Here is a 21160-nt window from a genome sequence, read left to right as displayed (position 1 = left end):
TTATTTAATGTTTTTTGTTTTTTAAAGATAAATAAAAAGTGCAATAATTCACTAAACCTTTTTAAAATTGCAGAATATAAAATTTTGAATAGTATCAAAAGGTGTTGTATGATCTTCAGTGGTACATTTTATTTTTTCAAAACCGGATTTGAATTTTTCACTTAAAGATGGTTCGTTATATTGTGTAATTTGCAAGCCACTACATTTTGTAGGTCCGTTTTTAGAAAAAGTACCCAGAATCATATATCCGGTGACATATTTTGTTGCAATATCGACATATTTTGAAATTTGTTCAGGAGTTGTAAGAAAATGAAATGCTGCCCTGTCATGCCAGATATCATAAGTTTCCGTGGGTTCAAATGCGGTAATGTCTGTTGAGATCCATTTTACTTTTAGAGCAGCATCTCCCAATCTTTTCTGTGCTCTTTCCAGAGCTTTGGATGAAATATCCAAAACGGTAATATTTTGATAACCTTCTGCAAGAAGAAAATCTACTAAGTTACTGTCTCCACCACCTACATCAATGATTTTTGCATCTTTCCCCAATCCGGAAGAGTAGATGAATTCAAGTGAGGTAACAGGTTTTTTTTGCGTCCAGCTTACCTGATCAGGAGTTTTGGTTTCGTATACGGTTTCCCAATGGTTTTTATTTTCAGAAGAATTCATAAATCCTTTAATTGTTTATTTATTTCTTCAAATTTATTAATTAATCCATCAATTTTTGCTTCTTGCTTTTTTATCGTTTTGGGTCTTATATAAAACCAATTGATAGCAATCCATGAAAAGGTAGCAGCATAAGCAATAACAGCGGAAGTAAATGTCATGAGTGAGGCGTATTCATACATGTAAAGACAAATTCCGAGGAAGAGTATGATAAAATAAGTGTTAAGCATTGTAGTCTGCATGAATTTCTGCTTGTTCTTTACCGTATATAAGCTCTGTAGATATTCGCTGTTAGATTGTGTATTGTCAATTTTATAAAATACCATAAACATTTTATTATATGCGAAGAGAAAGATGATCATTGCAAGGATAACGAGTATAATGCCTGTTTTGGTAGTTATTAACTGAGGTTGATAACGATACCAGATAAAAGCAATTCCTAAAGATGTAGTGATGAGTAAAATATTCATAATGATGATCTTACGTAGATTTTCATTCTTGAATTTCTTAAGCTTTCCCAAAAGTTCTTTTAAGTCTGGCTTGTTGGAAGTCTGTTGTTTCCATATATTTTTGAAATCTATATTAGTATCCATTTTGCTTAAATTTTTGTGTTAATTTTTCTTTTATCCTGTGAATTTTCACCCTGATATTTGCCTCCGAAAGTCCTGTAATCAGTGCAATTTCAGCTTGTTTCACTTCTTCCAGTTCAAGGGAAATGATAATTCTGTCGGTTTCAGGCAGCTCAGAGATAAACTGATACAGCATTTGGATCTGAGGTTCCATAGATTCCTGTTTCTTTTCTTCAAGATTGATTGGTAAATCAGTTTTTGAAAATCTTTTTTCTTTTTCAATCTGCCGGAGACAATTATTCGAGGAAATTCTGAATATCCAGGTTCCGATACTTGATTCATTCCTGAATTTCGGAAGCTGTTGCCATACAATGATAAAGGTTTCCTGAGCAAGATCCTGAGCCATTTCGGAATCATTCACATATCCCATGCACAAACGGAATATCTTTTGCCAGTAAAGCTCGTATATATCCTCAAATACCATTATTTCGCAGATAAGAATTTATTCAACTGATCAAAATACCAATCTTTGTCGTCATACATAATGAAATGAAGTCCTTTGGTAGAATATTGAAGATCGGCATTCTTAAGGTTTTTATACTGTGTTTCAATAGCAGGTTTCATGAATGCAAAGTAAGATTCTAAAAGAATAAGAGACGGACACTGTATGTTTTTAATCTTTTCTCTAAGGTCAGTATTGGAAAAATCACAATACATTTTTGCGAATGTTTTTCGGTCTGATTTCATGCTCCAGTCAATAACGGTATTCTGCATAGAAGTATCAGCCAAAAGACGTGGAATCGATTGAGTCTGCATCTGAAGAAACTGATCATCAGGCATTGCTGTAAATTTACTGATAGTAGAAGAACAGTCATTATTTTCTTTAGCTGCAAAGCTAGGATCAGAAATTGCGGCAAGACAAGGTAAAGTATCTACAATAACAATTTTACCTACCAAGTCAGGATAATCTGATGCAATCGCAAGGGCAAAACCGCCACCCATACTATGTCCGATGATAATTGGTTTTTCAATTTTATGATCTTTAATATAAGCTGCAATTCCTTTTTCCCATTCTTTAAAGCTTGGATCTGTTTCTGGTTTTGTACCGGCAAATCCTGCCATAGTCAAAGTGTAACATGTGAAATCCTTTTCAAATTTTGCTGCTGTTTCATTCCATACATCTCCTGAAGAAGCAAAACCTGGAATAAAAATTAAAGATTGTTTTCCTTTTCCTGTCTTTTTTACTTCAAAAGGATAAGTTTTTGTTTGTCCGAATATATTGCATATAGCAGCAAAAAATAACATGATGATAAGAAGGAATGTAAATTTTTTCATGATTTCTAAAGTTTTAAGGTTTATTTGTCTTTTAGAGACGAACCTTTTTAAAATGTTACACTTTGCTTGAATTTTTTTTTCAAAAAAAATGTCTCACTTCCTTCAAATGCTTTCCAGTAAAGGTAAAACGGCAACAAAAATATTTTTGATTAAAGCAATAATCACTCATATTCATAGTGGTTTTACAAATTTTGACAAGATTAAAAATACGGAATGTGTATAGATATTTTAAAATAAACTTACTATTTGTAAAAAAATCAACAAAATATTATTAAAGTGTTATGTTGATATTGATAAATTTATTAACTTTAATCGAAATTTTAGATGGTACCCCTGATATCAGAAGGGTGTCTGGTGTAAATAATATTTTTTAATTAAATCCAAAAATATAAATGAGCAATAATATCCAAGACGAATTTAAAGTCTTTAAAGACGAATTGAAAAAATTGAATATCGAAGTACAGAGAGTGGTAAAAGTAGGAAACGGAAGTATGGATTTTCATGAAGTTTTCTATAAATCTCCAAGGTATGAAGAGGTAAAGAGTGTGTATGTTCAGCGTCATAATCTGGACAGTATGATAGAAAAATTTAAACAAGCTTATCATTAAAAATATAATATGCGCCACAGAGAATCTGTAGCGCATATTTGTTTGAACTAAATATTATAGATTTTAATCCTTATCCAGTGTTGAAGTCTTTTTAGTATCCTTCATTCCCATATACACTACAAGAGAAAATAGTATACAGCCAGTGATATACCAATAGAAGTATTCTTCTGATCCGATCTTTTTAAACCAAAGTGCAATATATTCTGCCGTTCCTCCAAAAACAGCTACTGTAATTGCATAGGGTAGACCTACGCCAAGCGCTCTGATCTCAGACGGGAAAAGTTCAGCCTTTACTACTGCGTTGATAGAGGTGTAGCCACTAACAATAATGAGTGCTGCCATAATCAGTAAAAATGCACCCCACATGGAAGTGGTTGTACTAAGTGCGGTGAGAAGCGGGACTGTACATAATGTTCCGAGAATACCGAAACCAAGAAGAAGCGGACGTCTCCCGATTCTATCGGACAATCCTCCAAATACAGGTTGAAGACAAGCAAAAATGAATAAAGTGATAAATGAGATTAAAGTAGATTCTTCCTTGGTAAGATGAACTGTATTGACCAGGAATTTCTGCATATAGGTTGTGTAAGTATAAAAAGCCAATGTTCCCCCTAATGTTAATCCTACAACGGTAAGTAAAGCTTTAGGATGTTTTAAAAGTTCTTTTACCGTTCCTTTTTTCTTTTCATCAACCTTCTTTTTGTTTTCAAAAGCTTCTGTTTCATGAAGGTTTGCTCTCAAATATAAAGCAATAACGGAAAGTAAGGCTCCGATTACAAAAGGTATTCTCCATCCCCAATCTTCCAGTTGAGCTTCTGTCAATAATAACTTCTGTAAAATAAGCTGGATTCCAAGAGCGATAAGTTGCCCGCCAATTAGCGTTACATATTGAAAACTGGAATAAAATCCTCTTCTGTCCTGTGTTGCCATTTCGCTGAGGTACGTGGCAGAAACTCCATATTCTCCACCCACACTTAATCCTTGAAGAAGCCTAGCCAAAAGTAGTATCAATGGAGCAAGTATTCCGATAGATTTGTAAGTGGGAGTCAAAGCTATAAGCAATGAGCCAAAGGACATCAATAAAACAGAGAGAGTCATTGCTCTTTTTCTTCCGATCTTATCAGCAATACTTCCGAACATCCATCCCCCAATGGGACGCATGAGAAATCCGACGGCAAATATTCCGGCAGTATTCATCAATTGAGCATTCAGATCCGAATCCGGAAAAAAGGAATTAGAAAAATAGATTGCAAATGCAGCATAAGCATACCAGTCGTACCATTCTACAAGATTTCCGATAGATCCGCCTACAATGGCTTTGATTCTTTGACCTGTGGTGATGGAAGATGAGTTCATAGTTTTAATATATTGCGGTGCTGAAGATACAAATTTTCAGAATTGACGATCAAGCTTAAGATTTATTGCATAAAAAATAACGAACAGCAACGCTCAATCAAAACTATTTTAAAACCTATATCCTAAAGAAAGCCCACTTCTGAAACCAGCCCAGGGACCATCCACTTTTATTTTAGCTCCATTGGCATTGGTTTCCACGGTATATTTTACAAACGGAATATCCAGATTTTCGATTTCCTTTTTTAATTGAGACTGCATATCAGGAGTAAGAACATAATCGGAGGTCATTGCAAAATCACCTTTGCCGCTTCCGTAGTGAGCACCTGCAATCCAGAAATCCAGCACAAGATTTTGACTTCGGGTAAGAAAAAACTGCACACCTACCATCAGCCCACCACTGTTTCCACTGGTGTTTCCTTGACCTTTAAGCGGGATCTGATAAGTAACTCCATTGGGTCCGTTATAATCATAGTAGAAATCAAACGTATTGGAAGAAACGTCTGAATATCGGTAGTAAGGAGCAAAATAAAATCCTTTTCCATAACCTTTTCCGATATAGAATCTGGGTTCAATCGTGAAATTGGTAGCTTTTACTCTTAGATTTTCAAATCTTTTTTCATCTTTATCTTTTAGAAAAGCATTGATAAAAGGAACTTTTCCTTCCGGCATAGTCCCGAAACCAATGTTTACAGAAAACCATTGATTAATGGCGCGTTCATAAGACAAGTTGATATTCCTGAATGCGTAAGCGGTAACATTCGTCTTGATAATATTCATCTTTTCAGACGAAATTTCCTGATTCTCCTGTGCTCCTAATGTTGAAAATAATAGACAGGGAATAAATAGAATCACTTTTTTCATAATCTTATATTTTGAGGTGTAAAAAAGTAGCAGCAAAAAGTGGGCTGAATTTAACATAATAATTTAGATAGTCAAGAAAATGTTTTTATTCTTAATGATAAAACGCTTTTACGATTAAAATAAAACTCAATGTAATGGATTTCGGGAATTGATTGTCATAAAAGTATAATTCGATTTCTGATATGAAAAAAACGATATATACCATGTTTATCCTTTGTGGAACTTTTATGTTGGCACAGGAGGCGAAGAGTGATACAGCAGAGGTTTCCAATACCAAAGAAATTCAGGAAGTAATTGTAAAGGCACAACGAAAAAAGCAATTTGCTGATAAAGCGGTATACACTTTTGATAAAGAAGCCTTAGAACGGGCGCGATATGCAAAAGACTTACTGCAAACTCTTCCCGAATTGCAACTGGACCCGGTGGGAAATACCATTACCAGTACAAAAGGCGGAACCATATTGTTTCTTATCAATGGAGTAGAAGCCACGGATTTACAGATCAGAAGTGTGACTCCCGGTGAAGTGGTAAAAGTGGAATATTATGATATTCCGCCGGCAAGATGGGCAACGAGAGCTGATACGGTGGTTAATATTCTTACGAGATCTACAGAAACAGGATATGTTTTTGGTACAGAAGTTTTTTCAGCTTTGAATACTGGATTTATTAACGGTTCAGCTTATGCCAATTATACCAAAGGAAAAAATAATTTTGGTCTTGAATATTCTCTGAGCCTGAGAGATTATAATGACAGAAGAGTAAGCAGTATCTATGATTATCAATTGAACGGAAGCCATTATCGTTCGGATGAAAACCGAAAAGATCACTTTGGATATACTTTTCAGAATATTGCCTTACGATATACGAGAATGGTTCCGGATGATTATGCTTTTCAGGCAAAATTAAATATGGATATTTTCAGCAGGTTTTCAAAAGGTGTAGGACAAAGTATTTTTACACAGGATAACTTGGGTGAAGAGCATTCAATGTTTAAAAACAACGGATCAGACTATATGATTCCTAAGCTGGATCTGTATTATTCCAAAAAGATGGGTGAAAAAGATGAATTGAGTATCAATCTCGTCGGTTCTCATTATACAACCAATACTTCTGAAACAGCGAAAGAATGGATTACGGCTTCAGGACTTTCAGTATATGATAACGATATGATGCTGAAGGCAAAACAAACAAGTTTTGTAGGAGAATTAGCTCATGTTCATGATTTTAAAGCAGGAAAACTTTCGTCAGGCTATCGTATTTCAAGGTCTTCTATTTCAAATGATCTGAATAATCTTACAGGATATTCTCAGTACAATGTTAATTATCTGGAACAGTATTTTTATACGGAATTCTCTGGAAAGGTAGATCAGTTCAGTTATAGGGTAGGGGCAGGGCTTACCAATATTCATAATAAAAGTGCAGAAAATATTTTTGATGAATGGACCTTTACCCCAAAAGTTATTCTTGGATATCAGCTGAAAAATAATCATAATCTCCGTTTTACAGGAAGTTATAGCCCGGTAAGCCCGTGGAGTAATGCATTGAGCAGTAATGTTGTGCAGCTGGCTCCGAATATTGTACAGCGCGGAAATCCCTTTCTGAAATCTCAACAGGTATTCTCCAATAATCTGACGTATTCTTTTAATAATAAATATTTCGACTTTAATGCTGCTTTATTTTACCGTTATACGGATAGAATAATCAATCAATATTATGTTTTGGATGAATCGGGTGGCTATGCTTTAACTTATGAAAATGGAAAAAGCGGACAGCGGTACGGAATACAGCTTACAGGATCTTATAAGCCTTTTGGAAATAATTTACTGGTTGTAAAAGCTGTGATTACACCTACTTCCGAAATGGTAAAAACAAGTACCGGAGCACTGATTAAAAATGATTTCCTGGGAAATTATTTTGTACTGTCTTCAGAGTATAAAGCTTTTTCTCTGCAATATCAGTTTAATATTCCAACCTATAGTCTCAGTGGAGCATTTCTTAATACCAATGAAAACCAGAATAATATTTTTATACGCTATAAACATAAAAACTGGACCTTCTCCACAGGAATGTACTGGATGGGAATGCCATCAGAGTATAAAACGAAAAGCTTACCTGAAAGCTTGGTAGATTATAAAATTCATACCCAAATTATGAACAATAAATCTATGTTTGTATTAGGCTTAAGTTATGATTTCTCTAAAGGAAAGAAAACCGAAATCCAGAAAAAACTGAACAATGATACAGCTCCGGCTGCTACTTTTTAAAATATCTGATCATAAAATAAAACCGCCTGATAAGTTTTTATCAGGCGGTTTTTCTGTGCATTAAATTGTTGTATGTCTAGTTACTCATAATCATTTTGCGGTACGCATAAATATCTTCAATAGTAACAACGCTCATTCCTTTTTTGATGGCAAAATCCACGATTTCCGGAAGTCTTGCCATAGAACCGTCTTCATTAGTCAGTTCACATAGAACAGCATCGTCACCCAGATTTGCCATTTTTACAAGATCTACACTGCCTTCAGTATGTCCGCGTCTTTCAAAGACTCCTTCTTTCTTCGCGATTAAAGGGAAAACGTGTCCTGGGCTTGCAATATGTTCTGCCTGAGCATTTGCTGCTACAGCCGTTCTGATTGTAGTGACACGATCTTTTGCTGAAACTCCTGATTCTACACCTTCTTTAGCTTCAATAGAGATGGTAAATGCTGTTTGGTTTTTTGAATTGTTGTTTTCCACCATCGGACGTAAGTTCAGATGCTTACTTTTTTCCTCGGAAATACATAAACAAACGATGCCGCTGCATTCGCGGATCAAAAGTGCCATGTCCTGTTCTGTAATAGTGGAAGCGGGAAAGATGATATCGCCTTCGTTTTCACGGTTTTCGTCATCTACTAAAAGAATACCTTTTCCTTGTTGTAAAGTTGAAAGTGCTTTTTCTACACGTTCTTTGGAGGTTACTCCGAATTGTTCTAATAATTTTTCCATGTTATTTTACTTTTAAAAGTTAAAATAGTCTTCGGTACATGGAAATGAAATACGCCACAATAAGAGCCCATAAGGAATCTTACTGTTCGTCTCATTTTCTTCTCCCATCCAGACTTTAACTGTCGGTTTTGGAATTTCACCAAATCAGTCCCTTCAAAAGAAAGGAGTCGCGGACTGTAACCGCCGGTAGGGAATTTCACCCCGCCCCGAAGAAAACTTATACTAAGTTTTACTGTATGTTTTGATTTAAATTTTTATTTCATTGAATAAATTTAATGCACAGGCTGCTAATTTCGGGAAGTTTTTTGAAATGGCGAAGCTTCTTGAATGTTTTTTATGAATAAATAAAGAAAACCTATACTATTGATAACAGTATAGGTTTTGAATTTTAGTGAAATAAATTTTAACTATTTATTTAATTTGTTTTAATTGTTCATCATACAATCCTATCAATAGGCTGTTTCCGTCTTTATCTGTTTTTATTCCACCATATTTAGCATTGCTATATTTTTCTGCATGTCCTTCCTGAAAAAAGAAAGATTCTGCGCCAATATTGATATTCCACGAGTTGGGAGAAGTATATTTGATAAGGTGTTCTCCGGTTTTTAATGGAGTTGGATCTTTTTGAAAACGCACGAATTGGGCAATACCTTTCGGATCAAGCGTTACCACACAATAGCCTCGTTTTGGTATTTGTTCAGCGTTAATATTATTTGAAATATCATATCTCAGATTCATGTAATCACCCTGCATGAGTGATCGGGGATCAACGGGGGCAAGCTTTAATAAAATTGGCTGTCCTTCTTTTAATAAAGTCTCTTTTTCTGCTACGGAATAATTGAAGTATACAAGTAGCAGTACTAAATTTAAAAGTATGATGATCCATTTATATTTTTTCATTTTCTGTCAGTTTTTTGTGAGTGAAGAAATAAATTGCTAAAAAGATAACTCCGGAAACAAACAGAATTATGGATTTTGTCAACAAAGTAAAATGTAGATCATAGTAGAATTTACCAATAAAGTAAATAAGAGCAATGATCGCCAGTACGAATCCTGTCTTGTAATTAACAAAAAAACTTAACAGAAGAATAAGAATCGCTCCCGCTATGGTAGGAGTTAATAAAGTAGGTAATAACATTGAAACAGTTGAAATGTAGATAATAACCTTATTGGGTGTATTAGTAATTTCTAGTTTTTTAAATAAAAGTGAGACTACATACAGAATTGTCAGAACGATAATAGCAGAAGGAATCCAGTTAAAAGAAATATCAATATTTCTGATAAGATTTATTCCTAAAGTAGCCAAAGTAAAAATAAATGAAAACATCATTCCCGTTCGGATAGGGTCGTAAAGCTTTGAAAATATTTTGTTGGCAGTAATTATTTTTGCTTCCTGTAAAAATAGGAATGTAATAAACAGTGCCTGAATAGCAATAATGATATGTAACAAGGTATTAAGATCGTTGCTTATTGCAAATGTTACGATGCATCCATTTATAATCAATATTGAGATAAAAGAAAGTATGTAGCTCTGTACAAAGAATATTGTACATAATGCCAGAATACTGAAAGAGATGTAAATACTGTTCTCATCCTTAGATAAACCAAAAGCAAGCAATGCAAATCCGGTGATGAAAAAAGTGACACTCAAGGTATCCATAATTGTTTTTCTGGATAATCTGCTGACAAGAGAAGATCCTGTAATACAGATAAGCCCGGTTATTACCATTCCTGTCTCCGATTCAAACATGTTGGTTGCGAACATGAATGCCAGGAACGTAATACAGGCTAGCAGCCCACCAAAAATGGATAATATTTTAATGGATAATGATTGATGGTTCGTATTTTTTTCTTCGTAAGCTGCAAAAATGGCTTCTTCATCAAAACGAATCTCTTTATGACTTCCTGTCTGAAGCTCATTCATCAGATTTTTTATATCTTCTTTATTTCTCATTTTTCCATTTTTTTTGAAGGTTCATCAGGTTTTTAATGATAAGAGTAATGCTTACAATCACAAGTAAAGAAACGACAAGGTATGTTCCTTCATTTTCTGCCACTCTAAATATTGCTGAACAAATAATAAACACAATACTGAAAGGAATAATGGCAAAATAAAAACTGTTTTTAGTTCTCAGCCCATACCAGATTCCCAATGCATATGTGATAATGCTGAGAACACTTAAAATAAAAAATGATGAAGAAGTGTGTCTGTCTATAATTCCTAAGGACACCCCAAAAGTTGCTATGCAGACAATTGCTAATGACAAAATATTGGAAAACCAGTTCGGAACCTGAACAGACTTTTTATAATGTGAAAGAAGAAGTGAACCAATAAGAACCACCGTATTCAAAACAAAAAGCAAAGTCGTGACAATTGCCCCGTCCCAATCTTTAACGACTTGTTGAGAATATAAAACCAGTGTTGTATTCAGCAGGGCAATAAACATAAGCCATAAAGGAGCAAACTCTGCTACAATTACCCAAAGAGTGATAAAAATAGTCCATGCCAGAAAGAAATCATAGGCATTGGCTCCTGTTTGATAAATCTGCCCAAATACAGCAAATAAAACTCCTACAAGCGCAGATGCTCCGGTAAGAATAATGTTCCGGATATTATTATTGATTTTCAGAAATAAAGCTAAGACGGTAGTTGCTATAACTAATGCTTCCGTTAATCCGATTTTTGCAAACTTTGGTAATTCTGCCCAGTTGTAGGCAAAAAAGAAAATAATCCCGGATACAGTAAAACCTATACCAAGGCTTATAAAAATCAGCTTTAAGAATTTTTCCCAAGCTGGTTTTTGATTGTAAATATTCTGGTTAAGAATTTCACTGACATCTTTCTCAGACAAGTCACTGTATTGACTCAAGATCTGAATGTCTTCTCGTTGTAATTTTTTCATTTAATATTGTAATGTCTATTGTGTTTTTTTATCATTTCTATACTAAATCTGATTATGTGTCACAGGAAATATCATCCCAATCCTGATCCATATAATTGATCAGCCAGTTAAGGGCATAATGTCTTTCGTATACAATTCCGGGGTGTATCTGTGTTATTTCCCTGTTATTTATTCTCGCATCCACACAAGCCCAGTCGTATCTGTAATATAGATCATTGGCATCAAGGATTTCAGATTTGGACCGAATCTCATGTTTTGCATTAATGAAATCATTCGGATCTCTGTCGCCTCCTACAGGATATTTTTCAAAAGGAATATTGTTCAGATCACATAGCGTATCTGGGAACGGAAGGGTGTCTACGATTTTTAAAGCCCACATCAAAATCCATATGCATTCACATTTCCAGGTTTCCTGAAACTTTTTTTCTTCCGTAGGATTCGCAATAAACTCCCTTTCATCGGGCGTTACATATTCCCAAAGGTTATAATCAAGAAGATAATCCGAAGCTGTTTCCGAATCTATAGTATTGAAAGCGACAAAATTGGTTATAGCAAGAATAGCCACACGTGCTGCTATTTCCTTTGGGGTTCTTAAAGTCGTTTCTTCTTCAGATTCGATATGAGGAAGATTGAAATTTATTTTAATTCCTTCTTTTTTCAAAATTTCTTCTGTCCTCTCTTTTCTGGTAAGATTTTCGTTATTAAATAAATCAGACATGATAGTAAATTTAAAGTTTAATTATGATCGTAAAAAACTATTCCCTCAAAATTTTTTCCATTTTTTTTCCTTTCGCCAGCTCATCGATCATTTTATCCAGATATCTGATATTTCTCATCAGTTCATCCTCTATTTCTTCTACACGATAACCACAGATCATGCCTTTGATCAATGATGCATTGGGATTCATTTGAGGAGCCTGTTCAAAAAAAGTTTTAAAATCAGTTCTTTTATCCAGTTGGTCTTGCAAGCTCTTTTCATCATATCCGGTGAGCCAGCAGATAATTTCATCTACTTCCTGTTTGGTTCGTTCTTTCTTTTCTGCTTTCTGAACATAATGTGGATAAACACTTGCAAAAGCGGTGGTAAATATCTTCGTGTTTTGCATGATTTGCAGTCGTGAATTGAGATTTTTAGATTAATTTTTTCAAAACTCCGTCAAGGATCACATTGAATTCTTCAGGCTTCTCAAGCATTGGGTAATGTCCCACACCTTTGATTGTTACATAATCGTAGTCTTTTAAATACTTACGGTTATTTTCAAGGCTGGTGGGTGATGCGTCAGAATTAATAGCTATTACCGGGATCTGAACCTGTTCTGCAATTCTTTTAAAATCTGTTGCATATAAAGGTTTGAGTACATTGATCGCCTTTTCCGAATCATTTTGAAGAAACTCATGCTGCAATCTTTCCTTTACAGCGTTCGGTGTTTGCTCTGCAAAAAGATATTGAGGAAGAAAATTTTCTACAGCATATTTAAAATCCCTACGATAGTGAGTGAACATGATTTCTTCTGCCTGCTCTTCTGTAAAAGACTCATCAAGATCCTTTAATGTATCTACCAAAACAAGGGCTTTCATGTTTGGAATTTTCAATGATGCTTCAAGAACATAAGCTCCTGACATGGAATGTCCCACCAGAATATTTTTCGGAGCATCTACAGCTTCTGCAACTGCTTTAATATCATCTGCATACAAAGCACTTGTCCAGTCTTTTCGCGTGGAATCAGACTTTCCGTGTCCGGCAAGATCCATTTGTATCACACGATAATCATTTTTAAAATAATTTTGCTGGTCTGCCCACCATTCGGCATTGCCAAGCCAGCCATGTATCATTATGATTGCTGTATTTCCATTTCCGGATTCCTTATAATGAATCTTCTGTCCATCCGATGAGACTGCATATTTTTCCATAGAAATTTATTTTATGATGGGGTTGAATTGGGTTTAAAAGAAACTAAATTACAAAAAGCCTTTGGAAAACGGAGAATATCTTGCCGTAATCCTTGTTTTTATCAGAAAAAAAGAAGAATTAAATTATTCTAAAATGAAAATTATGTCTTTTTATATTCAGTAGAATGATATTAATTTTATTGAGTTTTGAATAATTCTATAGTATAATCAAGCAATCCTTTATTTCCATACTCTCCATGTCCCGGAACTACAATTTCTACATGCGGGTACTCTTTTCTTATTTTTTCCACAGTTGTAGACCACGCTGAAACGTTGGCATCACCAAGGTAACCTTTGGTAGCTTCAAGTTCTTTTAAAAGACATCCCCCGAAAAGAATATTCTCACTTGGGAAATAACCTATACTATTATCTTTTGTATGACCTTCCCCGAAAAATCTAGCGATAATTTTTTCATTGCCCACTTTTAAAACGATAGAATCATTAAAACTGTTCTCAGGAACCACGAAATTATTTTCTTTTGCTAAAGAAATAGTTTCAGAATAGGCGTAAGAAGGAATTTTTTTGTTGTGAAAAACCTGTAATCCTCCCAAGCTGTCATCATGAAAATGAGTGGGAATAACAGCATTTATTTTAGAATGAAGATTTTCAGTGATCCAATGAATTAGTTCTTCCGAGCTTTGATTATTGGTAGGAGTATCAAAAACAATGGTCTCGTGATTATTTTTAACAATAAGCCCGTTGCAGGGAACGTTCCCAAAATCATTGGTTTGTTTAAAAGAAGTATGAATATAAGAGTTCTCTGAAATCTGAGTAATAATTAAGGTTTCAGACTTGTAAATTTCTTTTGCCTTAAAATTTTCCTTACGCTGAGTACTGCAACTCATTATGCTAAGAGAAAATAAAATGATGAATATATTTTTAATGAATACGATCATTTGTAGATTGATAACTTTTTTTAATTGATTTTCAGTAGATTAAATTAATTAAATTCTACAAATAAAGATTGGTGTTTAATTATTTTTTTCAACCCAATTCATAAATTCTTTAAAAACATCCATCCATTTGTCCTGCGGTTCTTCATTAGGATCTTTGGGAACTGTTTCAAATCCGTGATCATAATCAGGGTATATTCTGAATGTAAGATTGTTTTTATGTTTTCGGATAAATTCAGACCGAATTACAAGTGATGATTCAATAGGTACTGCCTGATCTTTGGTTCCAATAACAACGAAAATAGGAACGTTTATTTTCAATAAATTCTCAACAGCTGGTTCCGAAAATTGGTGCCATCTTTTGTAAGTATTCCCCTGCCAGAATTTATGAATATCATTAGGATGAGCTTCTATATCACTCAATTTTTCATAAAGACTGTCTAATTTTTTGGCGGCAAGATTTTCATCAATCTTCCCTTCGCTTACTTCTTTCCTGATCATGAGTGCAAAATCATTGTATTGACTGTTCCCGCTTCCTGACCAAAACCCAATATGAGTAAGATTTTTGTTCACTGTTCCCAGTTTTGCAACGACATCACTTCCTTCTGAATGTCCAATTGCTACTGTATTTTTAGGAGTCTTTATTTTTTTATTGAGATCATTGATAACATTATCATATTGCCAAACTCTGTAATCAAGAGATTCGTTTTCATAAAAACATTTTGAGGGGTGATATTCTTGATTGATTGTTGCAAAGGGAACACATTTTTTGGATACAACAATGAAAACATAATCTTTTGGTAGCTTTTCGAGATCAAAAGGAATCGTGGAAACTACAGACACCGATTTATTTTCCTTGGTAATATTAAACATCGGGAAAGCTCCGGATCCATGTATGAATAAAAGTATTCCAGTTGTATTACTGATCTTTTCGGGCGAATAAACATAGTAATTAATGGTGTCGTTTTTTTTAAGAATTGAGTAATGCTTAAAATTTTCATAAGAAGGTAAGTTCTGTGAAAAACTCCATTGAAAAATAAATAATAAAACCCCGAATAATAATTTTTTCATCTCATTTTTATTAGCAGAAGAGTAGGAATGGTTAAACTTTTTTGTAGAACTAACTTACGAAAAAAACAAAATATACATTGTTAAAAGATTGTATTGGTGAGTAAGTATAAAAAAAATCGATTAAAAAAGTTATCCACAATCAATTATTCACATTGGTTTTTATTTGTTGAAAAACTACTGTGAATAAGTAAAAGTGTTTAATCTTTTGATTATTAGTTCTTTGATTGCTGTTTTTTGATATGCTTAAAAAGTTATCCACATTTTGTTGATAATAGTGAGAGCAGTGTGGAAAAGTTATCCACATACTTTTGAACAATTAGGAACGGATACCAATGAAAAACCCCTCCGGAAGAGGGGAATATAGGTTTTGATGACGATTTTATTTACTTTAGAAATTGTGGATAACTATAAACTGTCTATAAATTTTTCATAGTTGCTTTTTTCCAAAAGATCTCTCACGGATAATTGATAGACATCTTTCCAGGAATGGGGACCATTTTTTTCAACATACTTTTCGATGATTCTGAATCCTATCCAGTAATTAATGTTCTTCGGAGCATCAGGAAATAATTTTATCTTATCATTCTGAAGCAATGGATTTTTTCCTGAAGTATCAGAAAAGTAAGGTTTTAATTCAGTATAAAGTTTTTTTTCATTCTTGATGAACCAATCCCAATCGTGTTGAGAAATACTGACCGTTTCATATTTCGGAATTTTTCTGTCAAAGAATACATATGTAAAATAACATGCAAATCCTTCATCAATGGTTTGATTCAGAGCTGTATTTCTGTTGGGGTCAGCATTCCTGAAATGTTCATAAACCATATGATTCAGTTCATGAGGAAGTCCTTTTTCAATTGTATACAGGAGATCGGCACCTTTATAATTCAGTTCCAAAGCAAATTGTTCATTATTACATCCTCCGAAAATAATTCCTGTGATAGGGGTAAAGATCAGGCTTATTTTTGCTGTAGGCTTATAGGGAACCAGTTTGTTGAATTTAGTCAGGGTTTGTTTAAGCTGTTTTTTAAGATCAATACTTAAAATGGTATTCGCTTTATTTTCAAAATTCTGTTTATTTTTTTCATACAGACTTTTATTCCATGTGATCATACCTTTAGGATTGTTGAAAAGATGAGCATTTTCATCACCGAAAATTACCCCATAGCAGCTATCCCATAATTTTTTATGAGACAGATAAACATTTTTAACAATCCTTGTAGAGTCTTATTGCTTGTTTCTATTGGCAAGCAACTGATGCTTGAAAAGATTTTTAATAACAATATTTTCAACTTTCACACTGTCAGGAACCTTTTCTAGTCTGCTGTAATCAAAATTTTTATCAACAGAAGAATTGGTTTTTCTTGCTGAGCAGGAAAGAATGATCAGTGGTATTAAAAACGGAATAATTTTTTTTCATTAAAATATTATGCAAGTGTAAAATGACTATTGTATTGGTGTTAATGCCTTTGAATTCTTCAATAATACCATATATTGAAAATAATCCAGGGTGTTGGTTTTCTCTTGTGGTGTAAAACTTTCTCCAAACATTCTGGATTTAATAGAAATCAGTTTATCTGAATTTTGATACGGCGAATCTTTAGAATTTAACTTGAATAATGTCATGGAGTTCGGCTGTGCTAATTCTTTGAAATCATTAATTCCTTTTACCAGCATAAATGGTCCGTCAGCATTGATCCAGTCTATTTTCTGATCCTCAGGAGTAGGGAACTGTGGATTTTTCGGAAGATACATTTCACTGTCTAAAGTATAGCTTATAATACTTGAAGTTTTAAATCCTGAATTTTTAAGTCTTTCCGCAAAAGGTTTTCCATCTTTCTTTATAGTATGCTGAAGAACATGATAAAACCCGAAAAGTCCATAAAATTTTTCGTTTCCAATATTTAGTTTTTTTACTAAGTTTTTAAAATTAACAATCATTGCCGAATCTCTGGAGATCTTGCGGGAATTGTCATTGAAATCTGTGTCAACGCCAATCACTGATATTTTTAAAGAATCTTTTAATGTCTGATTGTAATCATAAATGTCATTCCATTTTTCCAATAATTCTTTACTGGACTGCTGAGGAATTCTTTTCTGAATAGCAACTACCACTTCTTTAAGCAGATTCTGATCCTTTGTGTTACCATGAAGAAAAAGATTAAGCTTACGGGAATTTATACTGTCCATTTCAGCAATATAATATCTGATTCCTGCCTTTTGATTTAAAAATTTCAGAAAATACTGATCCAGCTTTTGATTGTCGGCATATCCATGAACTTCACCTAAAAGTATAACCTGAGAATTGTAAAAATCACTATCAAATAATTTACCGTCAATTTTACCCTTGAGTTGTTCATTATTTTTACTTAGGTAATCTGCAAATGCGGCATCTTTACCTCCTATAAAAACTTTATTGCTGATGAATACGTAGAGGATTGAGAGTAAGATAGCAGTAACAACAAAAAGTACGAAGTACTTTAAGAACTTTAAGATTTTTTTCATGGTTGATTTTTGAACGAAAATATGCGAAAAAAAATAAATAGGGAAGGAAATAAATATTTTTTTCTAAGATATATTCAAAGTAATTTTAAGTAAAGCGATTGATAATATTTTTTGCAGCCTTAATGATCTATATTGAACGAAATTCTTTTTAGATCCTATTCTTTGTCCTTATAAATATTCCAATAGTTGAAATCTGTCATCGGTGCGTCGGTAATTCCTACATTTCTTCCCATCGTTACAATTTGTCCTCTGTGATAAGTTCCGTGAAGAATTACATGCTGGATGTATTCATATTTTGAGAAATCACATTGAAACCATTGTGATTCAATCTTGACGTTTTTTGAAAGTTCTTCTTCGGATAAACTTTCCACATAATCCACCAATTTTTGTGAATTGTTTTTGATGTTTCTGAAAACTTCTTCTTTACTTGTCTCTGCTGTTGTTTTTGCAAAATCAAAGTCATTATTTTCGGAAATATGACTCCACCAGTATTCTTGTGTCTGCCAGATATGATGCAGAGTGATTAAAATAGTCGGGAAACTGGAAATTGTTTCCTGATTGAGCTGTTCATCGGATTTTGTGGATAACCAGTCAATGTATTTGTTCACAACCCAGTTATTGTACTGAACAGTTTTAGTGATTAATGTTTTTAGGCTCATAATATTAATATGTATTGATTTCAATGGTGATTTTGGATTATATAAAAGTAAGAAAAATATTGACCCAATGTTTCAAATCAAAAAACCGTTCGAAAAGAACGGTTTTTAATTTTTTAGTATAAAATTTTATAGGACAGATTTTTTTATGCTGTATTGAGGGATCATTTTATTGGTCATGTCAAATATAATATCATACATACCATCTTCTTCTATCTGGAAATTGTAAGCTTCAATGGCAATGCTTTTACCATCATTATTTAAACCAAAATTGTAGCCCCAACGATTATCACATCTGAATTTGAACCCACCTTTTTTCATTTTATAATTTTTAAGAAAATAAATATTCGGTTTTTGGGAATCTGTCTGTAACGGAATATCGGTTTCTCCCCATCCGGCAGGAGTAGCATTCCCGATAATTCCCCACACAGGAGTCGCATTTGTTTTTTTACCTGTCTTTATACTGCCATCAAAGAAATGAATGGTAATATTTTCAATTTTTCCTGTTTTATCAGGCTGAAATGTAAAAGTGAACTTTTCACTAAACTGAAGTTTTGTATTCGTAATCGGAAGTAAAGGAAGTCTTGCATAATTTCCTCCATTTAAAATAATCTGTCCATCTATGATATTGATATAATATTTTGTGCCTTCAGCGATGTAAGCTCCTTCCAGCTTTTTCAGTTCTTTTAGATTAATATTTTTGGTGGTAGGAAGGCTATAAGGTCTGTTGTAGAGTATATCTTCGATTTGTGGAACAATCATCTCTGTGAATGATAAATTGTAGTTTGATTGTACAATGACACAAATATCATCCTCAGGAATTCTGTAATATCTGCTTCGGTAGCCAGGTCCGCCACCATCATGTCCAATTCTTTTTTTACCATTTATGATCGAAGTATCACAACCGAATCCATAATGATCATTAAGGTAAGGAGTAATCATTTTTTCAACAGTTTCTTTTTTCAGTATTTTATAGTTTTTAAAAGCTTCGTTAAATTTAAAAATATCGCCAACGGTAGAGTACATAGCTCCTGCCGCAAAAGGGTGATCTGTTTTGAAACGTAAAGCTTCGTTGGACATTTTATCGGATAAAAACTCATATCCCCAAGCTTTATTCTCATCAGTAACTTCATTGAAATGGAAACCGCTGTTATTCATCTGTAAAGGCTTGAGAATGTAATTTTCAATAGCCTTATCATAGTCTGTTCCCGTTACTTTTTTTATGATATGCCCAAGAATATAATATCCGGAATTGGAATAGCTCCATTGGGTTCCCGGTGAGAAATCTAATGGCTTTGAAGAAAGAAATTTCATCAGTATTTCTTCATTTACTGTATTTTCTGAGGAGGTTTCATCGGGAATTCCGGAGGTATGAGAAAGAAGATTGGCAATGGTAATGTTGTCTCCCTTAGGAAAATTAGGGTAATATTTGGACAGTTTATCATTTAAAGATAACTTTCCTTCTTCTTCCAGTTTCAGAATAACAGTTGCTGTAAACATTTTGGTGGTGGAGAAAACACGATAAAGACTGTTGTTTGTATTTTTCTCTTTTTTAGGACCGTTTCTGTAGCCGTAACTTTTCTCGAAGATAATTTTTCCTTTTTCTGCGACAAGAACAGATCCGCTGAAGCCGCCCATTTTGTCATAAGCATTGAATAATTGTTCCAGCTGTTTAGCTTTTTGTGAAAAGACAGGTTGCGCTGCCAGCAGTAAAATAAGGCATGCTAAAATAGATTTCATGTATTTTTTTATGATAAGACAGTTGTAAGAGAAGGTCTATTACATCTGTTTAATACAATTTAACCATTCAGCCGATCTTTTTTTATTCATTGGCTGTTGATTTAAGATAGATCATTATCTACTTTTTACATTTAAGCTGAAAAACATTTCCTTCCGGATCTATCCCGTCACATAACCAGAAATCATACCTCTCAAAAGTTTTGATTTCTCTCATCTGAACATTTTTTGAAAGTAATTCATTTCTTGCTGATTCAATATCTGTATCTATTTGAAAAACAAGCTTTGTATTGTTGTCAAACTGATGTCCTTCTGCCATTTTTTCAAGATATTGTTCTCCGATTTTATGAAGACCAATATTTATAGATCCTGTATTCATCAGAACCCATACATTATCTTCTTCAAGTACTTTTAAGTTAAAATTTTCAACATAAAAATGTTTCAATACATTGATATTTTGCACGTAGAGGATAATGGAATCAAATTTTATATTCATTTCTGGGGAATAATTGGTTGATAAATAAGTTGTACAACGCCGGATTTGAATACATTTGTTTCAACCAGTTTTAAATTTAACCTTTCTTTTAAATCTTCAAAAAGAGGTTTGCCACTTCCTAAGACAACCGGATGTACAGATATTCTGTAAACATCAATCAGATTATGATCTATAAAAGTTTTGATAAGACCTGCTCCGCCATACAACCAGATATCTTTTCCACCTTGCTTTTTGATTTCCGAAACTTTTTCCACAAGCTCGGAATGGATGAATGTTGCCTTCTCATCTTTCCGGTTTTGGCTTGAAAATACAAATTTCTTCTTTGCATGAATGGTTTTCCAGAATTCCACTTCTTCTGGAGCTGCATTTTCAGCAGGTTCATAATTTCCCCATGCATCATAGCTTACTCTTCCATAGAAAATAGTATCAATTTCGGATATAAAACCATCAAAATTCATATCATCATCCATAATACACCAATCAATTTCTCCGTTGGGTCCTTCAATAAATCCATCTAGGGTGGTTGCAAGATCTAATATGATTTTTTTCATGTTTAATAGTAAGTGATG

The 21160-nt window shown here is 33.6% G+C and carries 23 protein-coding genes and 1 riboswitch; of the genes, 2 read left to right on the top strand and 21 right to left on the bottom strand.

What is annotated here, in order from left to right; translation table 11 throughout:
* Nucleotides 1-51: 51 nt before the first annotated feature.
* From BBI01_RS13700 to BBI01_RS13685, 4 genes are read right to left on the bottom strand one after another with little or no spacing between them, the layout of a single operon-like run.
* Nucleotides 52-666 (bottom strand): class I SAM-dependent methyltransferase, encoded by a 615-nt coding sequence (locus BBI01_RS13700; protein WP_065395227.1) that lies wholly within the window; start codon nucleotides 664-666, stop codon nucleotides 52-54.
* Nucleotides 663-1256 (bottom strand): hypothetical protein, encoded by a 594-nt coding sequence (locus tag BBI01_RS13695; RefSeq protein ID WP_065395226.1) that lies wholly within the window; start codon nucleotides 1254-1256, stop codon nucleotides 663-665. Before BBI01_RS13695 ends, BBI01_RS13700 begins: the two co-directional genes overlap by 4 nt.
* On the bottom strand, nucleotides 1246-1716 hold the full coding sequence (locus BBI01_RS13690; RefSeq protein WP_065395225.1) for an RNA polymerase sigma factor: 471 nt from the start codon (nucleotides 1714-1716) through the stop codon (nucleotides 1246-1248). The genes BBI01_RS13695 and BBI01_RS13690 overlap by 11 nt, the downstream gene beginning before the upstream one ends.
* Entirely contained in the window at nucleotides 1716-2567 is an 852-nt protein-coding gene (locus tag BBI01_RS13685; protein WP_065395224.1) for an alpha/beta fold hydrolase, read from the bottom strand. Before BBI01_RS13685 ends, BBI01_RS13690 begins: the two co-directional genes overlap by 1 nt.
* Nucleotides 2568-2959: 392 nt before the next feature.
* Between BBI01_RS13685 and BBI01_RS13680 the strand changes: the two genes are divergently transcribed.
* The gene (locus BBI01_RS13680) at nucleotides 2960-3175 is read left to right on the top strand and encodes a hypothetical protein (RefSeq protein WP_065395223.1); all 216 of its coding nucleotides are present in this window, start codon (nucleotides 2960-2962) and stop codon (nucleotides 3173-3175) included.
* A gap of 63 nt (nucleotides 3176-3238) precedes the next feature.
* On the opposite strand, the gene BBI01_RS13675 is transcribed toward BBI01_RS13680, so the two are convergent.
* Nucleotides 3239-4531 (bottom strand): MFS transporter, encoded by a 1293-nt coding sequence (locus BBI01_RS13675; protein ID WP_065395222.1) that lies wholly within the window; start codon nucleotides 4529-4531, stop codon nucleotides 3239-3241.
* A 108-nt stretch (nucleotides 4532-4639) separates the two neighbouring features.
* Nucleotides 4640-5392, bottom strand: a complete 753-nt coding sequence (locus tag BBI01_RS13670) for a DUF3575 domain-containing protein (RefSeq protein WP_065395221.1) — start codon at nucleotides 5390-5392, stop codon at nucleotides 4640-4642.
* Nucleotides 5393-5574: 182 nt separating this feature from the next.
* Here BBI01_RS13670 and BBI01_RS13665 point away from each other — a divergent pair, with 182 nt between their 5' ends.
* Nucleotides 5575-7656, top strand: a complete 2082-nt coding sequence (locus BBI01_RS13665; RefSeq protein WP_065395220.1) for a TonB-dependent receptor domain-containing protein — start codon at nucleotides 5575-5577, stop codon at nucleotides 7654-7656.
* Between the two features lie 76 nt (nucleotides 7657-7732).
* Here BBI01_RS13665 and ribB read toward each other — a convergent pair whose 3' ends face one another.
* From ribB to BBI01_RS13590, 15 genes are all read right to left on the bottom strand, one after another.
* Nucleotides 7733-8380 carry a 3,4-dihydroxy-2-butanone-4-phosphate synthase gene (gene ribB, locus BBI01_RS13660; protein ID WP_065395219.1) on the bottom strand — a complete coding sequence of 216 codons (648 nt, stop codon included), beginning with the start codon at nucleotides 8378-8380 and terminating at the stop codon, nucleotides 7733-7735.
* A gap of 92 nt (nucleotides 8381-8472) precedes the next feature.
* A riboswitch (FMN riboswitch) is annotated at nucleotides 8473-8598 on the bottom strand.
* A 193-nt stretch (nucleotides 8599-8791) separates the two neighbouring features.
* A complete protein-coding gene (locus BBI01_RS13655) occupies nucleotides 8792-9280 on the bottom strand; it encodes a GDYXXLXY domain-containing protein (protein ID WP_065395218.1) in 489 nt (162 codons plus the stop codon).
* Nucleotides 9267-10334, bottom strand: a complete 1068-nt coding sequence (locus BBI01_RS13650; protein ID WP_065395217.1) for a DUF4401 domain-containing protein — start codon at nucleotides 10332-10334, stop codon at nucleotides 9267-9269. Before BBI01_RS13650 ends, BBI01_RS13655 begins: the two co-directional genes overlap by 14 nt.
* Nucleotides 10324-11283 carry a DUF2157 domain-containing protein gene (locus tag BBI01_RS13645; protein WP_065395216.1) on the bottom strand — a complete coding sequence of 320 codons (960 nt, stop codon included), beginning with the start codon at nucleotides 11281-11283 and terminating at the stop codon, nucleotides 10324-10326. Before BBI01_RS13645 ends, BBI01_RS13650 begins: the two co-directional genes overlap by 11 nt.
* Before the next feature lie 52 nt (nucleotides 11284-11335).
* A complete protein-coding gene (locus tag BBI01_RS13640; protein WP_065395215.1) occupies nucleotides 11336-12001 on the bottom strand; it encodes a DUF4272 domain-containing protein in 666 nt (221 codons plus the stop codon).
* 37 nt (nucleotides 12002-12038) lie between these two features.
* On the bottom strand, nucleotides 12039-12389 hold the full coding sequence (locus BBI01_RS13635) for a DUF2200 domain-containing protein (protein ID WP_065395214.1): 351 nt from the start codon (nucleotides 12387-12389) through the stop codon (nucleotides 12039-12041).
* A gap of 25 nt (nucleotides 12390-12414) precedes the next feature.
* Entirely contained in the window at nucleotides 12415-13194 is a 780-nt protein-coding gene (locus tag BBI01_RS13630; protein ID WP_065395213.1) for an alpha/beta fold hydrolase, read from the bottom strand.
* A gap of 176 nt (nucleotides 13195-13370) precedes the next feature.
* Nucleotides 13371-14129: a CHM family subclass B1 metallo-beta-lactamase gene (blaCHM, locus tag BBI01_RS13625; RefSeq protein WP_065395212.1), complete on the bottom strand. Its 759-nt coding sequence runs from the start codon at nucleotides 14127-14129 to the stop codon at nucleotides 13371-13373.
* Between the two features lie 75 nt (nucleotides 14130-14204).
* The gene (locus BBI01_RS13620) at nucleotides 14205-15197 is read right to left on the bottom strand and encodes a dienelactone hydrolase family protein (protein ID WP_065395211.1); all 993 of its coding nucleotides are present in this window, start codon (nucleotides 15195-15197) and stop codon (nucleotides 14205-14207) included.
* Nucleotides 15198-15602: 405 nt separating this feature from the next.
* Nucleotides 15603-16310: a gliding motility protein GldB-related protein gene (locus BBI01_RS13615; RefSeq protein WP_228394008.1), complete on the bottom strand. Its 708-nt coding sequence runs from the start codon at nucleotides 16308-16310 to the stop codon at nucleotides 15603-15605.
* A 333-nt stretch (nucleotides 16311-16643) separates the two neighbouring features.
* The gene (locus tag BBI01_RS13610; protein WP_065395210.1) at nucleotides 16644-17702 is read right to left on the bottom strand and encodes a hypothetical protein; all 1059 of its coding nucleotides are present in this window, start codon (nucleotides 17700-17702) and stop codon (nucleotides 16644-16646) included.
* A gap of 155 nt (nucleotides 17703-17857) precedes the next feature.
* Entirely contained in the window at nucleotides 17858-18361 is a 504-nt protein-coding gene (locus BBI01_RS13605; protein ID WP_065395209.1) for a DinB family protein, read from the bottom strand.
* A 126-nt stretch (nucleotides 18362-18487) separates the two neighbouring features.
* Nucleotides 18488-20098 (bottom strand): serine hydrolase, encoded by a 1611-nt coding sequence (locus BBI01_RS13600; RefSeq protein WP_065395208.1) that lies wholly within the window; start codon nucleotides 20096-20098, stop codon nucleotides 18488-18490.
* A 118-nt stretch (nucleotides 20099-20216) separates the two neighbouring features.
* Nucleotides 20217-20591 carry a VOC family protein gene (locus tag BBI01_RS13595; RefSeq protein WP_065395207.1) on the bottom strand — a complete coding sequence of 125 codons (375 nt, stop codon included), beginning with the start codon at nucleotides 20589-20591 and terminating at the stop codon, nucleotides 20217-20219.
* A complete protein-coding gene (locus BBI01_RS13590) occupies nucleotides 20588-21142 on the bottom strand; it encodes a dihydrofolate reductase family protein (RefSeq protein ID WP_065395206.1) in 555 nt (184 codons plus the stop codon). Before BBI01_RS13590 ends, BBI01_RS13595 begins: the two co-directional genes overlap by 4 nt.
* Nucleotides 21143-21160 lie beyond the last annotated feature (18 nt).

The organism is Chryseobacterium artocarpi, assembly GCF_001684975.1.
GTDB classification, from domain to species: domain Bacteria; phylum Bacteroidota; class Bacteroidia; order Flavobacteriales; family Weeksellaceae; genus Chryseobacterium; species Chryseobacterium artocarpi.
This window is presented reverse-complemented; position numbering and strand designations above follow the sequence as displayed.